The 17,846-nt window shown below is 58.9% G+C and carries 16 protein-coding genes; 6 read left to right on the top strand and 10 right to left on the bottom strand.

All coding sequences use genetic code 11. The annotated features are described in order from the left end of the window. Positions 1 to 19: 19 nt before the first annotated feature. Genes RVY89_RS07440 through RVY89_RS07430 form a run of 3 tightly spaced genes read right to left on the bottom strand, consistent with a single transcriptional unit; the run spans position 20 to position 2,730 of the window. Positions 20 to 1,015, bottom strand: coding sequence for a DUF2891 domain-containing protein (locus tag RVY89_RS07440; protein ID WP_484827374.1), 996 nt, complete (start codon positions 1,013 to 1,015; stop codon positions 20 to 22). A gap of 9 nt (positions 1,016 to 1,024) precedes the next feature. Next, positions 1,025 to 2,011: a DUF979 domain-containing protein gene (locus tag RVY89_RS07435; protein ID WP_484827373.1), complete on the bottom strand. Its 987-nt coding sequence runs from the start codon at positions 2,009 to 2,011 to the stop codon at positions 1,025 to 1,027. Continuing rightward, positions 2,008 to 2,730, bottom strand: coding sequence for a DUF969 domain-containing protein (locus tag RVY89_RS07430; RefSeq protein WP_008501655.1), 723 nt, complete (start codon positions 2,728 to 2,730; stop codon positions 2,008 to 2,010). The genes RVY89_RS07435 and RVY89_RS07430 overlap by 4 nt, the downstream gene beginning before the upstream one ends. A 199-nt stretch (positions 2,731 to 2,929) precedes the next feature. Here RVY89_RS07430 and RVY89_RS07425 point away from each other — a divergent pair, with 199 nt between their 5' ends. Beyond that, complete coding sequence (locus RVY89_RS07425) at positions 2,930 to 3,475, top strand: winged helix DNA-binding protein (protein ID WP_484827372.1); 546 nt, start codon at positions 2,930 to 2,932, stop codon at positions 3,473 to 3,475. Here the strand turns inward: RVY89_RS07425 and glgX are convergent, their stop codons facing one another. Genes glgX through treZ form a run of 3 tightly spaced genes read right to left on the bottom strand, consistent with a single transcriptional unit; the run spans position 3,476 to position 9,819 of the window. Beyond that, positions 3,476 to 5,551 carry a glycogen debranching protein GlgX gene (gene glgX, locus RVY89_RS07420; protein ID WP_484827371.1) on the bottom strand — a complete coding sequence of 692 codons (2,076 nt, stop codon included), beginning with the start codon at positions 5,549 to 5,551 and terminating at the stop codon, positions 3,476 to 3,478. 15 nt (positions 5,552 to 5,566) lie between these two features. Then, positions 5,567 to 8,035 carry a malto-oligosyltrehalose synthase gene (gene treY, locus RVY89_RS07415; RefSeq protein WP_484827370.1) on the bottom strand — a complete coding sequence of 823 codons (2,469 nt, stop codon included), beginning with the start codon at positions 8,033 to 8,035 and terminating at the stop codon, positions 5,567 to 5,569. Further along, positions 8,032 to 9,819: a malto-oligosyltrehalose trehalohydrolase gene (treZ, locus tag RVY89_RS07410; protein WP_484827369.1), complete on the bottom strand. Its 1,788-nt coding sequence runs from the start codon at positions 9,817 to 9,819 to the stop codon at positions 8,032 to 8,034. The genes treY and treZ overlap by 4 nt, the downstream gene beginning before the upstream one ends. A gap of 132 nt (positions 9,820 to 9,951) precedes the next feature. On the opposite strand from treZ, the gene RVY89_RS07405 reads away from it, so the two are divergent. The 4 genes from RVY89_RS07405 to RVY89_RS07390 all read left to right on the top strand — a co-directional run bounded on the left by RVY89_RS07405 (position 9,952) and on the right by RVY89_RS07390 (position 13,373). Then, the gene (locus tag RVY89_RS07405) at positions 9,952 to 10,479 is read left to right on the top strand and encodes a GNAT family N-acetyltransferase (protein ID WP_484827368.1); all 528 of its coding nucleotides are present in this window, start codon (positions 9,952 to 9,954) and stop codon (positions 10,477 to 10,479) included. A 99-nt stretch (positions 10,480 to 10,578) separates the two neighbouring features. After that, on the top strand, positions 10,579 to 11,328 hold the full coding sequence (locus RVY89_RS07400) for a 5'-nucleotidase, lipoprotein e(P4) family (RefSeq protein ID WP_484827907.1): 750 nt from the start codon (positions 10,579 to 10,581) through the stop codon (positions 11,326 to 11,328). A 142-nt stretch (positions 11,329 to 11,470) separates the two neighbouring features. Continuing rightward, positions 11,471 to 12,457: an MBL fold metallo-hydrolase gene (locus RVY89_RS07395; RefSeq protein ID WP_484827367.1), complete on the top strand. Its 987-nt coding sequence runs from the start codon at positions 11,471 to 11,473 to the stop codon at positions 12,455 to 12,457. Between the two features lie 4 nt (positions 12,458 to 12,461). Then, positions 12,462 to 13,373, top strand: a complete 912-nt coding sequence (locus tag RVY89_RS07390; RefSeq protein ID WP_484827366.1) for a LysR family transcriptional regulator — start codon at positions 12,462 to 12,464, stop codon at positions 13,371 to 13,373. Here RVY89_RS07390 and RVY89_RS07385 read toward each other — a convergent pair. Beyond that, positions 13,364 to 14,248 (bottom strand): LysR substrate-binding domain-containing protein, encoded by an 885-nt coding sequence (locus tag RVY89_RS07385; RefSeq protein ID WP_008501665.1) that lies wholly within the window; start codon positions 14,246 to 14,248, stop codon positions 13,364 to 13,366. The genes RVY89_RS07390 and RVY89_RS07385 overlap by 10 nt on opposite strands. A 113-nt stretch (positions 14,249 to 14,361) precedes the next feature. Here RVY89_RS07385 and RVY89_RS07380 point away from each other — a divergent pair, with 113 nt between their 5' ends. Further along, entirely contained in the window at positions 14,362 to 15,849 is a 1,488-nt protein-coding gene (locus tag RVY89_RS07380; protein ID WP_484827365.1) for a UbiD family decarboxylase, read from the top strand. A gap of 28 nt (positions 15,850 to 15,877) precedes the next feature. On the opposite strand, the gene RVY89_RS07375 is transcribed toward RVY89_RS07380, so the two are convergent. Genes RVY89_RS07375 through RVY89_RS07365 form a run of 3 tightly spaced genes read right to left on the bottom strand, consistent with a single transcriptional unit; the run spans position 15,878 to position 17,846 of the window. Further along, a complete protein-coding gene (locus RVY89_RS07375; protein WP_484827364.1) occupies positions 15,878 to 16,303 on the bottom strand; it encodes an ATP-binding protein in 426 nt (141 codons plus the stop codon). Then, positions 16,304 to 16,642 (bottom strand): STAS domain-containing protein, encoded by a 339-nt coding sequence (locus RVY89_RS07370; RefSeq protein ID WP_484827363.1) that lies wholly within the window; start codon positions 16,640 to 16,642, stop codon positions 16,304 to 16,306. It abuts the gene before it with no gap. Continuing rightward, positions 16,632 to 17,846, bottom strand: coding sequence for a PP2C family protein-serine/threonine phosphatase (locus tag RVY89_RS07365; protein ID WP_484827362.1), 1,215 nt, complete (start codon positions 17,844 to 17,846; stop codon positions 16,632 to 16,634). The genes RVY89_RS07370 and RVY89_RS07365 overlap by 11 nt, the downstream gene beginning before the upstream one ends.

The raw sequence follows: 17,846 nt of genomic DNA, 5'->3' as shown, positions 1-17,846 counted from the left end.
AGAAAGACGACTCGTTTGTTTACTCCAGCGCCAGCAGCGCAAAGCTCGCCAGCCAGTGTCCGCCGCTGTAGTGGCTGCCGACCACATGCCCGACGCTAGCGGCCAGATGTTTCGTCACCGCCTCGCGTAGCGCCTGCTGCGCCGGGTGGCTGGCAGGAAGCGCTTTCGCAATGTGCTTCATACACCACGCGCGGCTGAGGTTTAACCCGTCCAGATGGGCAATTTTCGGGTCGGTACGATCGCTCACTTCCGCCGGGTTCATCAGTGCCGTAACGGCCCCCACATCCGGCAGAAACGCGTCAAACCAGGCCAGAAAGTCTTCAGACACCTTGCTCATTAGCAGCGCTTCCGTCAGCGCGCCGGAAATATACTCGTCTCCGCCGGGTTCGTAGTGTGCCGGATAGCGCGTATCGGCGAGATAGAACCGCTCCGCCGCCGCCAGAATCGCCTGCTCAAGCGCCTTGTCTCCCACGATGCGACCGTAATCGAGCGCCAGCGCGAGGGCAAACGCCGTGTTGTAGTGCGTCCCGACGCGGATCGGATAGGTGAGCTTACCGAGGTAATCCACCAGCCGGTTGCGAATATCCTGGGTGAGCGGCTCCAGCGTCTCGTACCAGCCCGCGGCCTGCGGCAGCGACGACTGTTTCAGCTCCTGGGCCAGCGCCAGCAGCCAGCCGTAGCCATACGGACGCTCAAACGAGGCGCGGAACGGCGCGGTGAAATAGGCCAGCTCCTTCGCCACGTTCTCTTCGGTCATGTGCTCGTCAAAAAGCGCGACGACCGCGTCCCTGCTCGGCAGTTCCGGGAAAAGGCGCACGCAGCGCAGCAGCAGCCAGTAGCCGTGCACCGCCGAGTGCCAGTCAAAACAGCCATAGAAAATCGGGTGCAGTTCGCGCGGTGGCAGAACGTCACCATCATCATTAAGCAGGTGCATGATGTGGTTCGGGTATTCCTGGCGCAAATAGGTCAAAGGCATGCGGGCAAACGCGTCGGCCTGATGTTGCGTTAATTCCATGACAGCTCCTTAGCGAAACACGAGGAAATACATTAAGAACACGTTCACCACCAGCAGGGTTAACGCGGTCGGGATCTGGATCTTGATCACCTGATATTTGTCTTTCAGCTCCAGCAGCGCGGCGGGAACGATATTGAAGTTCGCGGCCATCGGCGTCATCAGCGTACCGCAGTAGCCCGCGTACATGCCAATCGCCAGCAGCGGCGCCGGGTTGCCGTGATGCACGTTGATCAGAAACGGCAAGGCGATACCGGCACTTAACACCGGGAAGGCCGCAAAGGCGTTACCCATGATCATGGTAAACAGCGCCATGCCCACGCAGTAAATCACCACCAGCATGAAGCGGCTATCCGGGTTCACAAACAGGCTCACCACCTTCTGTACCGAATCACCCGTGTTGGCCACAACGAACACGCCGCCTAGCATGGCCAGCATCTGCGGCAGGATCACCGCCCAGCCGATGGTGTCGACAAGACGACGGGACTGACGAACGGCATGCAGCGGTGTGCCTTTGGTCAGCCACCAGCCGGTGAGGATCGCCGCGACGCAGGCCACGCAAAGCGCCGCCAGGGTAAGCTGCTTCTGATCGAGCAGAAAAACGCCGCCGATCGAAACGCCCTTCAGGAATAACGTGCCCAGCACCGTCACCACCGGGATCATCAGCGCGGGCAGGAACAGCCAGTTTTTAAGGCGGTTTGACGACGCGACGCGCTCCTCCTCGGTCGACATTTCATAGTGCCCTTTCCCGACCAGGCCAAAGCCCGCCAGCAGCGCGATAACGATAACGCCGCCGCCGATGATCCGGTACGCCAGCGATTTCCCGAGCTCCTGTACCATCAGGTCGCCAAACAGGAAGATCCCGCCAAACAAGAACCAGAACAGCGCGGTGGTAAAGCGCTTCGGATTGGCGCGATCGCGCAGGGTCATCACGACCAGCAGCATCACGACAAAGCCAATCAGGTAGTACACGCGGTTAATGGTGATAAGCGTCATCATTGTGCGGCCTCCTGCGTACCCTGCTCTGCACGCCAGGCCATCACGTCGCGACGGATGCTGGCATCGAGGCGCAGCAGGCGCGTCATATGAATAATCAATGCCGCAATGGCGGTTGGAATGGCCCACAGGCCGATATGCAGCGGTTCAATGCCCTGAATACCATTCTCTTTCAGGAACGCGTCGATCAGCAGCACCGCCCCGAAGGCGATAAAGATATCTTCCCCAAAGAAGACCGCGATGTTGTCGCACGCGGCGGCATGGGCTTTGATTTTGTCGCGAATGTGCTGCGGAAGCTCGCCATATTCGTTCAGCGCCGCCCCTTCGGCCATCGGCGCCAGCAGCGGGCGCACCGTCTGCGCGTGACCGCCCAGCGACATCAGGCCCAGCGCGGCGGTGCCTTCCCGCGCGACAAAATAGAGCATCAGAATACGCGCCGAGGTAGCGCTGGCGATCTTCGCCACCCAGGCCTGGGCGCGCTCCTTAAGCCCGTAATATTCCAGCAGACCAATCACCGGCAGGATCAGGATGAAGGTCGCCAGCGACCGGCTATTGACGAATTTTTCGCCAAAGGTCTCCAGCAGCATGCCGAAATCCATCCCGACCAGCAGACCCGTCGCCAGCCCCGCCACCACGACCACCAGCAGCGGGTTGAAGCGCAGTGCAAAACCAATAACCACGATCGGTATCCCGATCAGCGGCAACAGCGTAGTACCGTCCATAACGTTTACCCTATCCAAAGTGAGCGTTGCGCGCCGACGGCTATTTTTTTAATTTGCGGCGAGCGATGTTGTGTTTTTCGTCAGGTTTCGGAAAACCTGCGCTAAAAAGCTATATCTGAACCTCAAAAACATGTAAACAAATTATCAATAAAATGTTCTTATTTTATCGATGAGTTTACATTTCTGGCTAAGGAACGTTATGACCTCGAAAAAGAGTGATTCACCCGATCGCGACGATATCAACGATGGCCGGATCGTCTCATCCCGCCATCTGGTGTCCGAGCGCTGCGCGGAGTTATCAGAGCTGGAATACGCGCTGATCATGACCAGCAACGCGTTTAACAAATGGATGGTGCGCTGCATGACGGCTGCCGGCGAGCCCGATATGGGTGCTTTTGACGTTTCGCTGCTGCATCACGTGAACCACCGCGACCGCAAGAAAAAGCTGGCCGATATCTGCTTCGTCCTCAACGTGGAAGATACCCACGTGGTGACTTATGCCCTGAAAAAGCTGGTCAAAGCAGGCTACGTGACGAGCGAGAAAGCGGGTAAAGAGCTCTTTTTCTCTACCACGGAGGAAGGGAAAGCGTTGTGCATGAAATACCGTGACGTGCGGGAAGCGTGTCTGATTGCGATCCACGCTGAGAGCGGCATTGCCGGGAAGTCGATTGGCGAGACCGCGCAGCTGTTACGCACGATCTCCTCCCTGTATGACACCGCCGCCCGGGCGGCGGCGTCACTGTAATTAAGGACGTCGGAACAGCGTAATGCTGCGCCCGGCCAGTTCATATTCTACGGTTTCGGTGATCGCTGTCCCGGTGGCAGCGTCATCTGCCGTAGACAGCTCCAGCACCCATCCCCCTTCGCCAAACTGCGGGATCTGGAACGGCACGGTGCCTTCAAACGGGTTGAACAGCATCAGCACGTCGTGCCAGATACCGTCCTCCTGCCGAAGGTCCGGCCTGCTGATGGAGACTCCAAGCGTCGAGCCTTCATCCCACTGCTCGGCCTGCTGCGCGCCGCCTCCGGCATTGAACCAGCGGATCTCCAGCCCGTCGCGCCAGCTTTCACGACGCAATAACGGCTGCGATGCGCGCAGGGCAATCAACCGCCGGGTAAACTCGCGCAGCGCGGCGTCATTTTCGGACATCCCTTTCCAGTCGATCCATGAGATCTCACTGTCCTGGCAGTAGCCGTTATTGTTGCCCTTTTGCGTACGGCCAAACTCGTCCCCCGCCAGCAGCATCGGCGTGCCGTGGGAGAACAGCAGCGTGGTCAGGAAGTTACGCTTCTGCCGCTCCCGGGTGGCGATGATATCCGGATTCTCGGTTGGCCCTTCCTCGCCGTAGTTGTACGATCGGTTATCGTTATGCCCGTCGTTATTGTCCTCGCCGTTATCGGCGTTATGCTTTTCGTTGTACGACACCAGGTCATTCAGCGTAAAGCCGTCATGGGCGGTGATGAAGTTGACGCTGGCCCACGGGCGGCGGCCGCGCAGATCGTACAGATCGCCGGAACCAAGCAGACGCGCGGCAAAGTCCGTGGAGACGTTATCCCCCTTCCAGTACTCGCGAACGGTATCGCGGTATTTGTCGTTCCATTCCCCCCAGCCCGGCGGGAATCCGCCCACCTGATAGCCGCCGGGACCAATATCCCAGGGTTCACCAATCAGCTTCAGTCGGGATAAGACCGGATCCTGAGTCATGGCGTCGAAGAAACCGCCGCGCGGGTCAAACCCTTCGGGCTCGCGGCCCAGAATCGTCCCGAGGTCGAAACGAAAGCCGTCAATGTGCATCGATTCCGCCCAGTAGCGCAGGGAGTCCATCACCATCTGCAGAACGCGCGGATGCGAAGTGTTGACCGTATTTCCCGTCCCGGTGTCGTTGATGTAATACCGGTGCTGGTCCGGGAGCGTGCGGTAATAACTGTAATTATCAATCCCCTTAAACGAAAGCGTCGGGCCAAGCTCGTTCCCTTCCGCCGTGTGGTTGTACACCACGTCCAGAATCACCTCGATGCCCGCGTCATGATAGGCGCGCACCATGTCGCGAAAGCCCTGGATCCCCGCCGGGCCGTAGTAGCGGGACGCCGGAGCAAAAAAGCCGAGCGTGTTATAGCCCCAAAAGTTCTTCAGGCCCCGGTCGAGCAGGTGCTGATCGTCCGGGAACCAGTGAACCGGCAGCAGCTCCACCGAGGTAATGCCGAGGCTTTTTATATAGTCGACCGAGGCTTTATGCCCCATGCCTTCAAACGTGCCGCGCAGCTCGGGCGGAATGGCCGGGTTCATCTGGGTAAAGCCTTTCACGTGGCTCTCATAAACAACGGTATGCGGCCAGGGCACGTTCGGCCGGTTGTTGTCCTGCCAGTCAAAGGCGTTCGGGTCAATGACCCGGCATTTCGGCGTATACGGCGCGCTGTCGCGGGTGTCAAAGCTCAAATCCAGCTCGTCATGCCCCAGCTCATAGCCGAAATGGGCGTCGTTCCAGTCGATATCGCCCACCAGTTCGCGGGCATAGGGGTCGATAAGCAGCTTATGCGGGTTGAAGCGATGACCGTTTTCCGGGTCGTAGGGGCCGTAGACGCGATAGCCGTACAGCGCCCCCGGCTTCAGGTCAGGCACATAGCCGTGCCAGACTTCATGGGTATACTCAGGGAGCGTCAGCCGGGCGATTTCCGTTTTCCCGGACGGATCGAACAAACAGAGCTCCACCCGCTCGGCGTGAGCGGAGAACAGCGCGAAGTTGACCCCTTTCCCGTCATAATTCGCACCCAGCTGTTGGCCATGACCGGCCCGAATTTCAAACCTTGTATCCTTTGCCATTTTCGTTCTCCACGATTATTCGCAGGTAAGCAGAACCAGTACACATCCCTTTTCTGACGTTAAATCCAGCGTTTCTTGCAGCATGCGGCTTTCGCCGCTGAACAGATCCCGATAGCGCTTCCCGGCCAGTTCGTCGGGTAACGCGACCGTGGTATTGACCCACAGCCGATGATTATCGGTGACGTCAAAAACCAGGCGCGGCACGGCAACAATCAGCGCCTCATCGTCCTTAACGCGCGCGTAGACAATCAGGTTCTCCTCGCGATCGCCGGTGACCTTAAGCGGCAGCCAGTCGCCGTAGCGGAAAAGCGCGTCGTAGTGCGGTCGAAGCCGCAGCAGCGTGGCGGTAACGAACTGTTTGACCCTGCCGTCCCGCCAGCATGCCGGGCTGTCAAACACCGTGGCATCCGCCGCGCTGAGGCGCTGCACCAGGGCCGGAAAGTCCGGCTCGCGTCGGTTATCCGGGTCGACAAGGCTGAAGTTAAGCGCCTCGCTGCCCTGATAGATATCCGGCACGCCGGGGGCCGTCAGCTTGATCACCGTCTGGCTGAGGCTGTTCATCAGCCCGGCGCGGATAAAGGGCTGCATCGCCTCGCTGAAATCGTGCAGGAACAGGCTATTGTCCGGTGAAAGCAGGTGTCGCGCGTAGCTCAACACCACGCTCTCGTAGCTCTCGTTGCTGTCGATCCAGTCGGTGCGCCGTTTCGCCTCGCGCAGCGCTTTCTCGAGGAAGCCAAGGAAACGTTCTTCCAGTGATTTCAGCCCGTCGGCGTCGTCCGGTGACAGCGTGGCGGGCCAGACGCCCGCCAGCGCCTGGTAGATCATCCACGTATCGGCGGCGTTCGGCGCGGTACCGTCATTGAGAAAACGCACCTGGGTCTGGTTCATCTGCCGCCAGCGGGCCAGATTTTCCCCCCAGCGTTCCGGGGCTTCCGTCAGAGTGTAAAGGCGCGCCCGGGCATCTTCCCCGCGCTTGGTATCGTGCGTGGAGGTACCCAGCAGCGCGTCGGGCTGACGGGCCAGGCGAATGCGCATCTCCTGGTGGAAACGGGATAATGAAAACGCGCGCGGCGTCGGGTCGGCCCCCACTTCATTGAGCGCAAGCTCGAGGTTGTGGCGAAAGAACAGCGTGTCTTCAACGGACTTTGCCATCAGCGGCCCGGTGAGCTGCTGAAAGCGGGTCCTGAAAAGCGCGGCGGTATCGCGGCAATCTTCCGACAGATCGCCAGTAAGAATGCGCACGATCGGGCTGAGCACCGCTTCCGACGTCTCCACGCTGGCGACCACGCGGTTAAGCAGCGCCACGTCCGGTGGGGTTAATCCTTCCCGGGTGCCGTAGGTGCGGTATACCGGAAAGGCGATAAGCAGCTCGCGCAGCGCGTGGCGAATATCCTCAAGCGGCAGCGCAACCTCATTGCGGCGGGCCAGATCGTCAGCCAGGTTTAGCAGCGTGGTGAATTCACCCTCGAAATTACGATCGGCCATCAGGCCTTTGGCATCGCGAAGCTCCGCGTGGCGATCGACCGTCACGCCGAGCGTTTCGTCGTGGATTTTCTCCAGACGCCCCAGGCTATCGTCGTCGACCAGCACTTCCGCCAGCGAGGCGATAAACTCGTAGCCGGTGGTGCCGGATACCGGCCAGTCTGCGGGGAGCTGTTCCCCTTTGGCGAGGATCTTTTCGACCGTAATGTAGCAGTCGGGCCCGGTGGCCTGCCGCAGGCGCTGCAGATAGCCCAGCGGATCGGCCAGGCCGTCGACGTGGTCAATGCGCAGACCATCCACCACGCCCGCGTGGACCAGCTCAAGGATCAGCCGGTGCGTGTCGTCGAAGACCGCGTCATCTTCAACACGAACGCCGACCAGACCAGTGATTTCAAAGAAGCGCCGCCACGAGAGCTGCTTCGGCGCTTCCCGCCAGGACATCAGCCGCCAGCTTTGCGCGTCGTGCAGTTCCGCAATGCTCTTTTCTTCGCTGTACGTACCGGGGTTGAGCGGATACTCGGCGTCATAGTAGACCAGCGCGGCCTTTTCCGTGACAGGGTCACGTTTTAGGGTGATGGCGCCCTTCTCCAGCTCCGCCTCAAAGGTATCGCCGAGAAACGGCAGCGTAAGCGGTCGCGACCCGTCGATATCGAAATAGCGGAAGTAGCGGCTCTGCTGGCCGTATTCAATCACGTCCCGCCACCAGGGGTTTTCCAGCGAGGTCGACATATGGTTCGGGACAATATCCAGAATCAATCCCATGCCGGCCTGCTTAAGCGCCGCGGCCATGCGGTCAAACCCCTCTCGTCCGCCGATGGCGGGGTCAATTTCATTCGGGTTGGTCACGTCATAGCCGTGGGTGGAATCCGCTGTGGCGGTAAACACGGGCGACGCGTAAAGATGGCTGATGCCAAGATCTTTCAGATACGGCACCAGCGCCGCAACGCGGTCAAACGTCATGCCGTTACGGAACTGAATTCGGTACGTGGCGGAAGGGATCATAACGATGCTTCTCCATCAGCAAAGCGAACGACAATACCGTTCGGGGGTAAAACGTCAGTGACTTCCGGCCAGGCAAAGCGCGTCTCACCCGTGAAATCGGGCAGCCCGACGGGCTTATTACCGATATTGAGCGCCAGAGAGAGCGTCCCCGACGGGAAGCGCCAGCACACCGCCACCATGCCGGGCGCGGTCTTGATCACCTTGCCCTGAACGGTGCCGCCATGACGCAGAAGCGGAACGATATGGCGATGACGCAGCGTCAGCAGATGGCGCGTGAAGCGTAGCCACGTTTTACCTTCGTCGGTGGCAATCTTATTCCAGTCGATCTTTGAGCGAACAAAGGTGTTCACGTCATTCGGATCCGGGACGGTTTCATCGTGCCCGGCATGGCCGGTAAACTCTTTTGCGCGCCCTTCCCGCACCGCCTTAGCCAGATCGCCGTGAAAATCGGTGAAGAACAGGAACGGATGCGTTTCACCGAACTCCTCGCCCATAAACAGCAGAGGGATATGGGGGGAAAGCAGCAGCGCGGCAAGCAGCACCCGCGTCTTATCGGCACCGGCCAGAGTAATAAGCCGCTCGCCCTGGGCGCGATTCCCGGTCTGATCGTGGTTCTGAATAAAGTCGACGAAGAACTGCGGCGGCTGCGTCTGACACTCCACCCCGCGCGACTCGCCGGTTTGCAGCGAAATCTCACCCTGATAGACAAAGCCTTCCGCCAGTGCCCGGGCGAACTTTTTCTCCGGCTCAAAGGCAAAATCCTGGTAGTAGGCGTGCGTCTCACCGGTGGCAAACACGTGGGCGGCGTTGTGGAAGTCATCGTTCCACTCGCCGGTAAACAGCGGCGCGTTGCCATGCTCATCGCGCGGATGCAGAAAGATCACGTTGCGGCTGTCTTCCGTGGTCAGGTGAACGTGACGGTGCGGAATGGCCTCGCGAATTTTTGCGGCAATCTCCTCGAGAATATGCGGGTCCGAGCCGTCTTTAATCTGGTCGATGGCATCAAAGCGCAGGCCGTCCAGGCGATATTCCGTCAGCCAGTAGAGCGGCGCGTCGGTCATGTACTGCCTCACCGGCTCGCGCTCGTAGGCAATGCCGTTGCCCCACGGCGTCATCCGCTGTGCATCGAAAAACGCGGGCGACAGCAAAGGCAGATAGTTCCCCTCCGGACCGAAGTGGTTGAGCACGATATCCAGCACCACGGAAAGCCCCAGCCCGTGTGCGGCGTCGATAAACGCGTGGAAATCCTCCGGCGTACCGTAGGCGGAGTGTGGGGCATACAGCAGCACGCCGTCGTACCCCCAGCCGCGGGAACCGCCAAACTGAGAGACGGGCATCACTTCAAGCTGGGTAATCCCGAGCTCTGCCAGATACGGCAGCTTGTCGATGGCCGCCCGGAAGGTGCCCTCCGGGGTAAAGGTGCCGACGTGCAGTTCATAAATGATCGTCTCTTCCCACGGACGCCCTGCCCAGTCGCGGTTGACCGGCTGGTAGCGCCGGGGATCGATCACAACGGAGGGTCCGTTAACGTCCCCCTTTTGCGCGCGCGACGCCGGGTCGGGCAACGCCATACCGTCCTGAAGAACAAACAGATATTCTGCGCCGTGCGTGACGCCGGGTACGTCTGCCTGGAACCAGCCGTCGCCGGTTGCCGTCATCGGCACGTCGGCGGCGGCAAGACGTAACGTAAGTTCTTTCTGTCCTTCTGCCCAGACGCGAAAACGTACAACGTCATCGGAAATAAACTCAGCACCCCACTGCTTTTGAAATGTCCTGAATTCCATTCATTGTCCTCGAATGACCCACATTTTACGCGGAACGAAGTACAAGCTTAGTTCAGGATTAAAAGTGTGTTAGCCCAGCGAATTTAACCGCTTCGTCTATTCTTTATGAAATAACTCACTATCGGGAATACTATGCAGATTCGAAAAGGACTCAATACTGACCTCACGCGCCTTGAATGCTGTGACTTTTCTTTCACTATAAGCCACATTGCGCGAGAGCCCTTTATCCACTGTGATTTGCATATCGAAGCCGTCGCCGAACCGTGGATAAAAACCTACGAACTCGACATTCAAACCCTTGAAAACCACTGCGTTAATCCGGACGCCATATTTCTTGTTGCGGAAACGGATGACGGTGAAATAGCCGGATTTATTACCGCGTCTATTGGCTGGAATAAATTTATCTCAGTGGATTATATCGCTGTTGAGCGTACAAAACGCAGAACCGGCGCCGCGCAAAAATTAATGGCCGCTGCACACGTGTGGGCGCGCAGCGTAAACGCGCCGGGATTACGGCTTGAAACACAAAATGTGAACGTCTCTACCTGTCTGTTTTACCGTAATTACGGATTCACCCTGGGCGGATACGATCGTTATCTCTATAACGCCTTGCCGGAAAAAGACGAGGTCGCCCTGTTCTGGTATTACATGCTGGTCTAGCGGAAACACATTGCCACATCGCGGTCATATTTCTGTCACTGAATTTCATTACGCTTTCGGGATTTTAACAAGGGTGTTGAGGAAAAAAGCGTGAATTCAATGGCTAAGGCATTACTGTTGGCATTACCTGTTATGAGTGCAGCGGCAACCGCGACGGCTGCCGGGCACGACCTGTGTGAACCGAAAGCGTACGAAATGGCGCTGCGCTACCAGCAGAAATCGGCAGAAATTATGGCCCTTCAGCTGCAAACCTATCGGTTTGCCACCGAGCGTTTCAACGAAAAGTTAAAGGATCTGAAAACGCCCGAAAGCTACGCCGTGGTGATGGACCTCGATGAAACGGTGCTGGATAACACCCCTCTGCTGGTGCGCGACGCGGAGCAGTGCCATGACTATACAAAATGGGACACCTGGAGCGACTGGGAGAAACAGGGAAAACCCGGCTTAATTCCGGGGGCGAAGGCGTTTCTTGACCATGTGAATCAGAGCAAGGTCCGTATCTACTACGTCTCGGACCGCATGCAGGAAAATAAAGCCGACACGCTGAAGACGTTAAACGCTCTCGGCCTTCCGCAGGTGTCTGACGAAAGCGTGCTTCTGGATACGGTCAGCAAGGAAGAGCGTCGCCAGAATATCCTCAAGAAGCAGCAGATCGTGATGCTGTTCGGCGACAGCCTGCCGGATTTCGCCGTGCAGTTTAAAAACAAAAAACCAAGCGAGCAGCAGCGTGAGCTGGTTGAGGCCAGCGCCGAACACTTCGGCAACGACTGGATTGTGCTGCCTAATTCCGCCTATGGCGCCTGGTCCAAAGCCACGCTGGATAGCTGGAACGCACCGCTGAAAAAATAAGGTCTTACGGGCCGGGAAAGCTATCGCGCGCCTTCCTGGCCCTTCAGTTTCCTATCCATCCCGTTTATAGGTCCTATCATTTCTGGGCAGGTTCTTATAATTTTACGAAGAAGTAAGATGAGTGCTTTCAAAGGAGACTCGTATGCTTACCGTGAAAAAACTTGCTCTTTCCACGCTGATTTCCAGTTCACTGCTTTTCTACCCTGCGCTCCAGGCCTCGGCAGAGACGCCCCAGCACGTCGTTAAACAACCGGCGGGCGGGTACAGCGTTCAGGTCGGCGACGTTCTGGTAACCTCGTTTACCGACGGGACCGTCGCGCAGGATCTGCACAAGCTGCTGCGCCGGACAACGCCGCAAAACATTGATGCGCTGCTCGCGAAAAACCTCCAGACCAACCCGGCTGAGGTCTCCATCAACGCCTTCCTGATTGCAATACCCGGACATAAAATCCTGGTTGATACCGGCTCGGGCCAGCTCTTTGGCCCTAATACCGGCGGACGTCTGGTTGAGAGCCTCGCCACGCAGGGGATAAAGCCCGAGGACATCACTGAAGTCCTGCTGACCCACGCCCACTCCGATCATGCCGGTGGCCTGGTGAAGGATGGAAAAGTGGTGTTCAGCAACGCGCGCGTTTTCGTTGGCAAACCGGATATCGACTTTTTCTTTAACGACGACAATCAGAAAAAAACCGGCTACGGCAAGAACTACTTTACCGTCGCACAGAAGACCTTAAAGCCGTATCTTGACGCGGGGAAAGTGGTGCCGTTTAGCGGCACATCGGAGATTCTCCCGGGGCTGACCGGCACGGTTCATCCCGGCCATACGCCGGGCTCAGCCTTCTACACGCTGACAAGCAAGGGCGAGAAGATCACCTTTGTCGGCGACATCATTCATGCCGCGGCGGTTCAGTTCCCGCAGCCTGCGGTGACCATCACCTACGATGAAGATCAGAACAAAGCGGCAAGCGTACGCGAGCATGCGTTCGCTGACTTTGTGAAAAACAAGGACCTGGTTGCCGCCCCGCACCTGCCTTTCCCGGGCATCGGCTATGTGACGAAAGGCGAGAAAGGCGGCTATGCCTGGGTCCCTGTCACCTATACCAACCGGGACGCCAGCGGCGCGAAATAGAGCCATGACGCGGATCTCTGACATGGACATAGACCTGCTCCTGACGCTGGACGCCCTGCTTCAGGACAGGAACATCACCCATGCGGCCGCGCGGCTTGGCATCAGCCAGCCCGCGCTGTCCGCCCGTCTCGCGCGTCTGCGCTCGCTGTTTGGCGAACCGCTGTTCATTCCCTCCCCGCATGGACGCGGAGTATTACCCACGCCGCGAGCGGAAGCGCTCAGGCCGCAGGTGGCGAACGTGCTGCGCGGCATCAGCGCGATGTTTGCACCCACCGCGTTTGAGGCGCAAACCAGCAGCCGGACCTTTGTTATCGCGCTGCATGAGAACCCGGCGCTGATGCTCGGCACCGGGCTGCTTAACCAGGTGGGAACCGACGCCCCCGGCATCCGCCTGCGCTTCGCCCTGCCGGAGATGGCTGACCTGCCGCAGCAGCTAGAAAACGGGGATGTGGACGTCTACATCGGCGTGAGCGCGGGCGCCCATGACGGGTGGGTAAGGCGCAAACTCCTCGACGACGCGTTTGCCACCGCCCAGCGCAAAGGCCATCCGCGCGGAACAGGTCCGCTGGATCTGGAGAGCTACTGCGCGCTTTCCCATCTGGTGGTGTCGTCGGCGGGTGATCCGTTTACCGGCTTTGTCGACCAAACCCTTGCCGGGCTGGGCTATCAGCGGCACGTCGCCATGTCCACCCAGAGCTACGCCATGGCGCCGCCGCTGGTTGCCGGTACCGACCTGGTCTGTACCCTGCCGGAACGGATGCTGCGACGGTTCGCCAGCACACTGGATATTTTTCCACCGCCGCTACCTCTCCAGCCGATTACCATCAACATGTACTGGCATCCGAAAAACAGCCAGGATCCGGCGAACGCCTGGCTGCGCGAGCAGCTGCTGCGGGCCGCAGGACGTCAGGTGTGATCGAGGGTAACCAGAAACTTTTTAAGCACCTCTGAGCGAATAATCCGGTGGCAAACCAGGGTAAGTTCGCTCTCCCGCAGCCGGTCGAGGATGTCCACGTAGACGACGTTCTCGACGCTCACCGCCTTTGCAGACGCGGGCAGCAGCGCCAGTCCAAACCCTGCCGAAACCAGGCTTATCACCGTGGGCACGTCGGTCGCGTTTTGCACCACGTCCGGCTGAAAGCCCGCCCCGCTGCATGCGTCATAGAAATACTGTTCCAGCCCCATTCCCTCAGGGTCGCGCAGGGAGATCCATTTTTCGTCTTTTACTGACGAAAGCGTCAGCGCGGCGGACCCGGCCAGCGGATGCTGACGATACAGCGCCAGCACCGTTTTCTCCGAGGCGAACGGACGGCTTTGCAGATCGTCCGGCAGCGACGGCAGCGGCGCGCGGATGATAGCCACATCCAGCTGGTTGCTCTGCACGGCGGCGTAGAGCGTCTGCACGTTTCCCGTCATCAGGGACATGGTAATGGCCGGCCAGCGGCTGTGCATCTGGCGAAGCGCGGCGGGCAGCCTGCCGTCAAACATCGCGCTCGACACGCACCCGAGGTTTAACACGCCCTGCTCGCCCCTTGCCGTTTGTCTGGCGTCCAGCACCGCCTGCTCGGTTAGCGAGATGGCAAGCCTGGCTTTTACCAGGAACGCTTCGCCCGCAGGCGTCAGGGTTAAGCGGCGGTTCGCCCGGCTGAAAAGCGTAACGCCTAAACGTTCTTCCAGGGCCTTTATCTGCTGGCTTAGCGCCGGTTGCGCCATGTTCAGACGCTCGGCGGCCCGGTGCATGTGGAGCTCTTCGGCAACGACGATGAAATGGCGCATCTGGCGAAACTGCACGAGACGCCTCCTTATATTGATATTAATTTACTTATCAATTTAACATTAATGATGCAATTGATGCTATTGGTCATTGCCATAAAAATGGAGGTATTCAACCAAGGGAGGAAAATATGGAAAACAAGATTAACGATCTCCGCAGCGCCATCGCCTTACTGCAGCGCCACGAAGGGCAGTATCTTGAAACCGATCGTCCGGTCGATCCCAACGCGGAGCTGGCGGGCGTTTATCGCCATATCGGCGCGGGCGGCACGGTCAAACGCCCAACCCGCACGGGCCCGGCCATGATGTTCAACAGCGTTAAGGGCTATCCGGGCTCCCGGATTCTGGTGGGTATGCACGCCAGCCGCGAGCGCGCGGCGCTTCTGTTAGGCTGCGAGCCCTCTGAACTGGCAAAACACGTTGGCCAGGCGGTGAAAAAACCGGTTGCGCCGGTTGTCGTTCCGGCCTCGCTGGCCCCTTGTCAGGAGCAGATCTTCTACGCTGACGATCCCGACTTCGATCTGCGCAAGCTGCTTCCGGCCCCGACCAACACGCCGATTGATGCAGGTCCGTTCTTCTGCCTGGGGCTGGTGCTGGCAAGCGATCCGGAAGACAGCTCGCTGACGGATGTCACCATTCACCGCCTCTGCGTCCAGGAGCGCGACGAGCTTTCCATGTTCCTTGCCGCCGGGCGCCATATCGAAGTGTTCCGCAAAAAGGCTGAGGATGCCGGAAAACCGCTGCCGGTGACGATCAACATGGGGCTCGATCCCGCCATCTATATCGGCGCGTGTTTTGAGGCCCCTACCACGCCGTTCGGCTACAACGAGCTGGGCGTCGCCGGAGCGCTGCGCCAGCAGCCGGTCGAGCTGGTGCAGGGCGTGGCGGTAAAAGAGAAAGCCATCGCGCGGGCGGAAATCATCATCGAAGGCGAACTGCTTCCGGGCGTACGCGTGAGAGAGGATCAGCACACCAACACCGGCCACGCGATGCCGGAGTTCCCGGGCTACTGCGGCGAGGCGAATCCCTCCCTGCCGGTGATCAAAGTGAAAGCCGTGACCATGCGAAACCACGCGATCCTGCAGACGCTGGTGGGACCAGGGGAAGAACATACCACGCTGGCCGGATTGCCGACCGAGGCCAGCATCCGTAATGCCGTTGAAGAGGCTATTCCGGGCTTCCTGCAAAACGTCTATGCCCATACGGCGGGCGGCGGTAAGTTCCTCGGGATATTGCAGGTGAAAAAACGCCAGCCGTCAGACGAAGGACGCCAGGGCCAGGCGGCGCTCATCGCCTTAGCCACCTATTCGGAGCTGAAAAACATTATTCTTGTCGACGAAGACGTGGATATTTTCGACAGCGACGACATCCTGTGGGCGATGACCACCCGCATGCAGGGCGATGTCAGCATCACTAACATTCCGGGGATCCGCGGCCACCAGCTGGATCCGTCCCAGTCGCCGGATTACAGCACCTCGATTCGCGGCAACGGCATTTCCTGCAAGACGATCTTCGACTGCACGGTGCCGTGGGCGCTGAAGGACCGCTTCGAGCGCGCGCCGTTTATGGAGGTGGATCCGCGTCCGTGGGCACCGGAGCTGTTTGCCGGTAAAAAATAGAGAAAATCACGCGCGTATGGCCCGCAGGTCATACGCTTATTTTCTTTTCAAGCGTGGCGATATTTTCACCCGCCACGCGTTCCACAGTGAAACGATCGACGCTCAGCAAAATGAGCATCAGCCCCCTGCCGCTCTCCAGCAGCGGCGACATTTCGCAGAAGCGGTCTCGCCTGGCGGCCTCAAGCCTCTCCTTCGGGAACGCGTCACCCGCGTCGCTAAAAACAACGCAGACGTCGTTGCCGCGGACGTCGAACTGGACGCTAAAGACGCGCGAGTTATCCTCGTGAAGCGCGTAGCGGATGATATTCGTCGCCACTTCACAGGCGGCGAGATCGAAGGCGAAACGCCACTCATCATCTACGGGAAGCGCGCTCAACCTGTCTCCCAGCCAGCCGGACAGCGGCGTCAGGGAATCGATCGCCGCCGGAAATTCAGCCTGCTCCGGCCCCTGCATCTACTGCCCCAGCTGCGCAAGCGCGCTATGTTTATCCGGATAGATGCGGAATATGCGATCCATTCGGGTCAGGGTGAACATGTTCATGATCCCTGGGTTCAGGGAGCACAGCGCCATTTCGCCTTTACCGTTCATTAGCTTGAACAACGACACCAGCATTCCCAGCCCGCTGCTGTCGATGAAATCCACTTTGCTAAAGTCGACGATTAAGGCTTTACGATCGCTGCCAATCTCCTCCGTCACGGACGCTTTAAACGTCGCGGCAACGGAGGCATCCAGCCGCCGGACCGCGGGAGTGAGAATATTGGCATGCGCTAATCGCTCGGTGTTAATAATCATTCTGTTCTCCCTGACGTTCAATCACGAGCAGTGACACGTCGTCGGTTAAGGCGATCGGTTCATCACGATTTGCGTTGCGCCAGCCGGTCAGGTGGTCGCCAAACCGCGGCAGGAGCTGGTCAACCGGGAGCCGGGCATGCTCACGAAGCCACCGTTCGAGACGCAGCGGGCCAAACTGCTCGCCGCTGACGTTCTCACACTCCGTAATACCGTCACTGAATAAGCATAAGCGATCCCCCGGATTGAGGGTAAACGCGACATCCTCCCAGCTCAGGTCTGGGATCAGCCCGACCGGCGGGCCGCCATCGCCCACGGACGTGACGGCGCTGTCTGCGTTCACAATGACGGGAGTAGGATGCCCTGCCTGGCACAGCAACCCCTGCCCAGTTTCTGGATCGATCACGCCGTAAATGAGCGTGAAATAACTGGTGATGTCGCTCTCTTCACTGCAAAAGCGGCTGTTCAACATCCTGACGACCTCCGCGGGTGACTGAATGCCGCCCTCATCGGTAAACAGAAAACGATCCACCACCCGGCCGTGTAAAAACTGGCGAGCCACCGCGAGGGACATCATCGCCGCCCCCACGCCGTGACCCGAGACATCAACGCAATAGAATCCCAGATGGGAATCCAGCGGAAAGATATTGAACACATCGCCCGAGACCCAGGCTGACGGTAAGAAAAGCCAGTCGGAGAAGTAGTCCCCATAGCGTAAGCGGCGTGAAGGCAGCACCGAATGCTGAACGCGCGCCGCCAGTTCAAGATCTTTTTCAATCTGATGCAACGCTTCACTCAGGCGCTTGTTGTGCGCCGCGAGGGTCGCTTCCAGCGTCAAAATACGCACCCCGGCGTGGAGCCGCGCCCGGAGTTCAGCCTGTTCAACGGGCTTACTCAAAAAATCATCCGCCCCAGCGTCAAAACCCTGCGTCACGTCCCCGGCATTCTCGCGGGCCGTCAACAGGATGATATACACATAGTGGCCAAACTGGCGGTTGCGGATGGTCTGACACAGCGTCAGCCCGTCCATTTCCGGCATTTCCCAGTCGCTTATCACCATGCTGACCGGCTGGCTGGACAAGATTTCCAGCGCGGCAACACCATTTTCCGCCTCGCTCACGAGATACCCCCACTGGGTGAGCATCCGGGAGAGTAGACGACGATAAATCAGCGAATCTTCAACGATTAACACGTGCAGCGCCGACAT

This window comes from Enterobacter sp. 3U4 (assembly GCF_057224565.1).
Note: the sequence above shows the minus strand (reverse complement) of the source record. Positions and strands in the feature narration are given on the sequence as shown.

Coding starts and splice junctions, on each gene's coding strand:
- RVY89_RS07380 (WP_484827365.1), top strand. CDS start 14,362: ATGGAAAACAAGATTAACGATCTCCGCAGCGCCATCGCCTTACTGCAG.
- RVY89_RS07400 (WP_484827907.1), top strand. CDS start 10,579: ATGGCTAAGGCATTACTGTTGGCATTACCTGTTATGAGTGCAGCGGCA.
- RVY89_RS07430 (WP_008501655.1), bottom strand. CDS start 2,730: ATGGACGGTACTACGCTGTTGCCGCTGATCGGGATACCGATCGTGGTT.
- glgX (WP_484827371.1), bottom strand. CDS start 5,551: ATGGCAAAGGATACAAGGTTTGAAATTCGGGCCGGTCATGGCCAACAG.
- RVY89_RS07435 (WP_484827373.1), bottom strand. CDS start 2,011: ATGATGACGCTTATCACCATTAACCGCGTGTACTACCTGATTGGCTTT.
- RVY89_RS07365 (WP_484827362.1), bottom strand. CDS start 17,846: ATGTCGGCGCTGCACGTGTTAATCGTTGAAGATTCGCTGATTTATCGT.
- treZ (WP_484827369.1), bottom strand. CDS start 9,819: ATGGAATTCAGGACATTTCAAAAGCAGTGGGGTGCTGAGTTTATTTCC.
- RVY89_RS07440 (WP_484827374.1), bottom strand. CDS start 1,015: ATGGAATTAACGCAACATCAGGCCGACGCGTTTGCCCGCATGCCTTTG.
- RVY89_RS07370 (WP_484827363.1), bottom strand. CDS start 16,642: ATGATTATTAACACCGAGCGATTAGCGCATGCCAATATTCTCACTCCC.
- RVY89_RS07395 (WP_484827367.1), top strand. CDS start 11,471: ATGCTTACCGTGAAAAAACTTGCTCTTTCCACGCTGATTTCCAGTTCA.
- RVY89_RS07425 (WP_484827372.1), top strand. CDS start 2,930: ATGACCTCGAAAAAGAGTGATTCACCCGATCGCGACGATATCAACGAT.
- RVY89_RS07405 (WP_484827368.1), top strand. CDS start 9,952: ATGCAGATTCGAAAAGGACTCAATACTGACCTCACGCGCCTTGAATGC.
- RVY89_RS07390 (WP_484827366.1), top strand. CDS start 12,462: ATGACGCGGATCTCTGACATGGACATAGACCTGCTCCTGACGCTGGAC.
- treY (WP_484827370.1), bottom strand. CDS start 8,035: ATGATCCCTTCCGCCACGTACCGAATTCAGTTCCGTAACGGCATGACG.
- RVY89_RS07375 (WP_484827364.1), bottom strand. CDS start 16,303: ATGCAGGGGCCGGAGCAGGCTGAATTTCCGGCGGCGATCGATTCCCTG.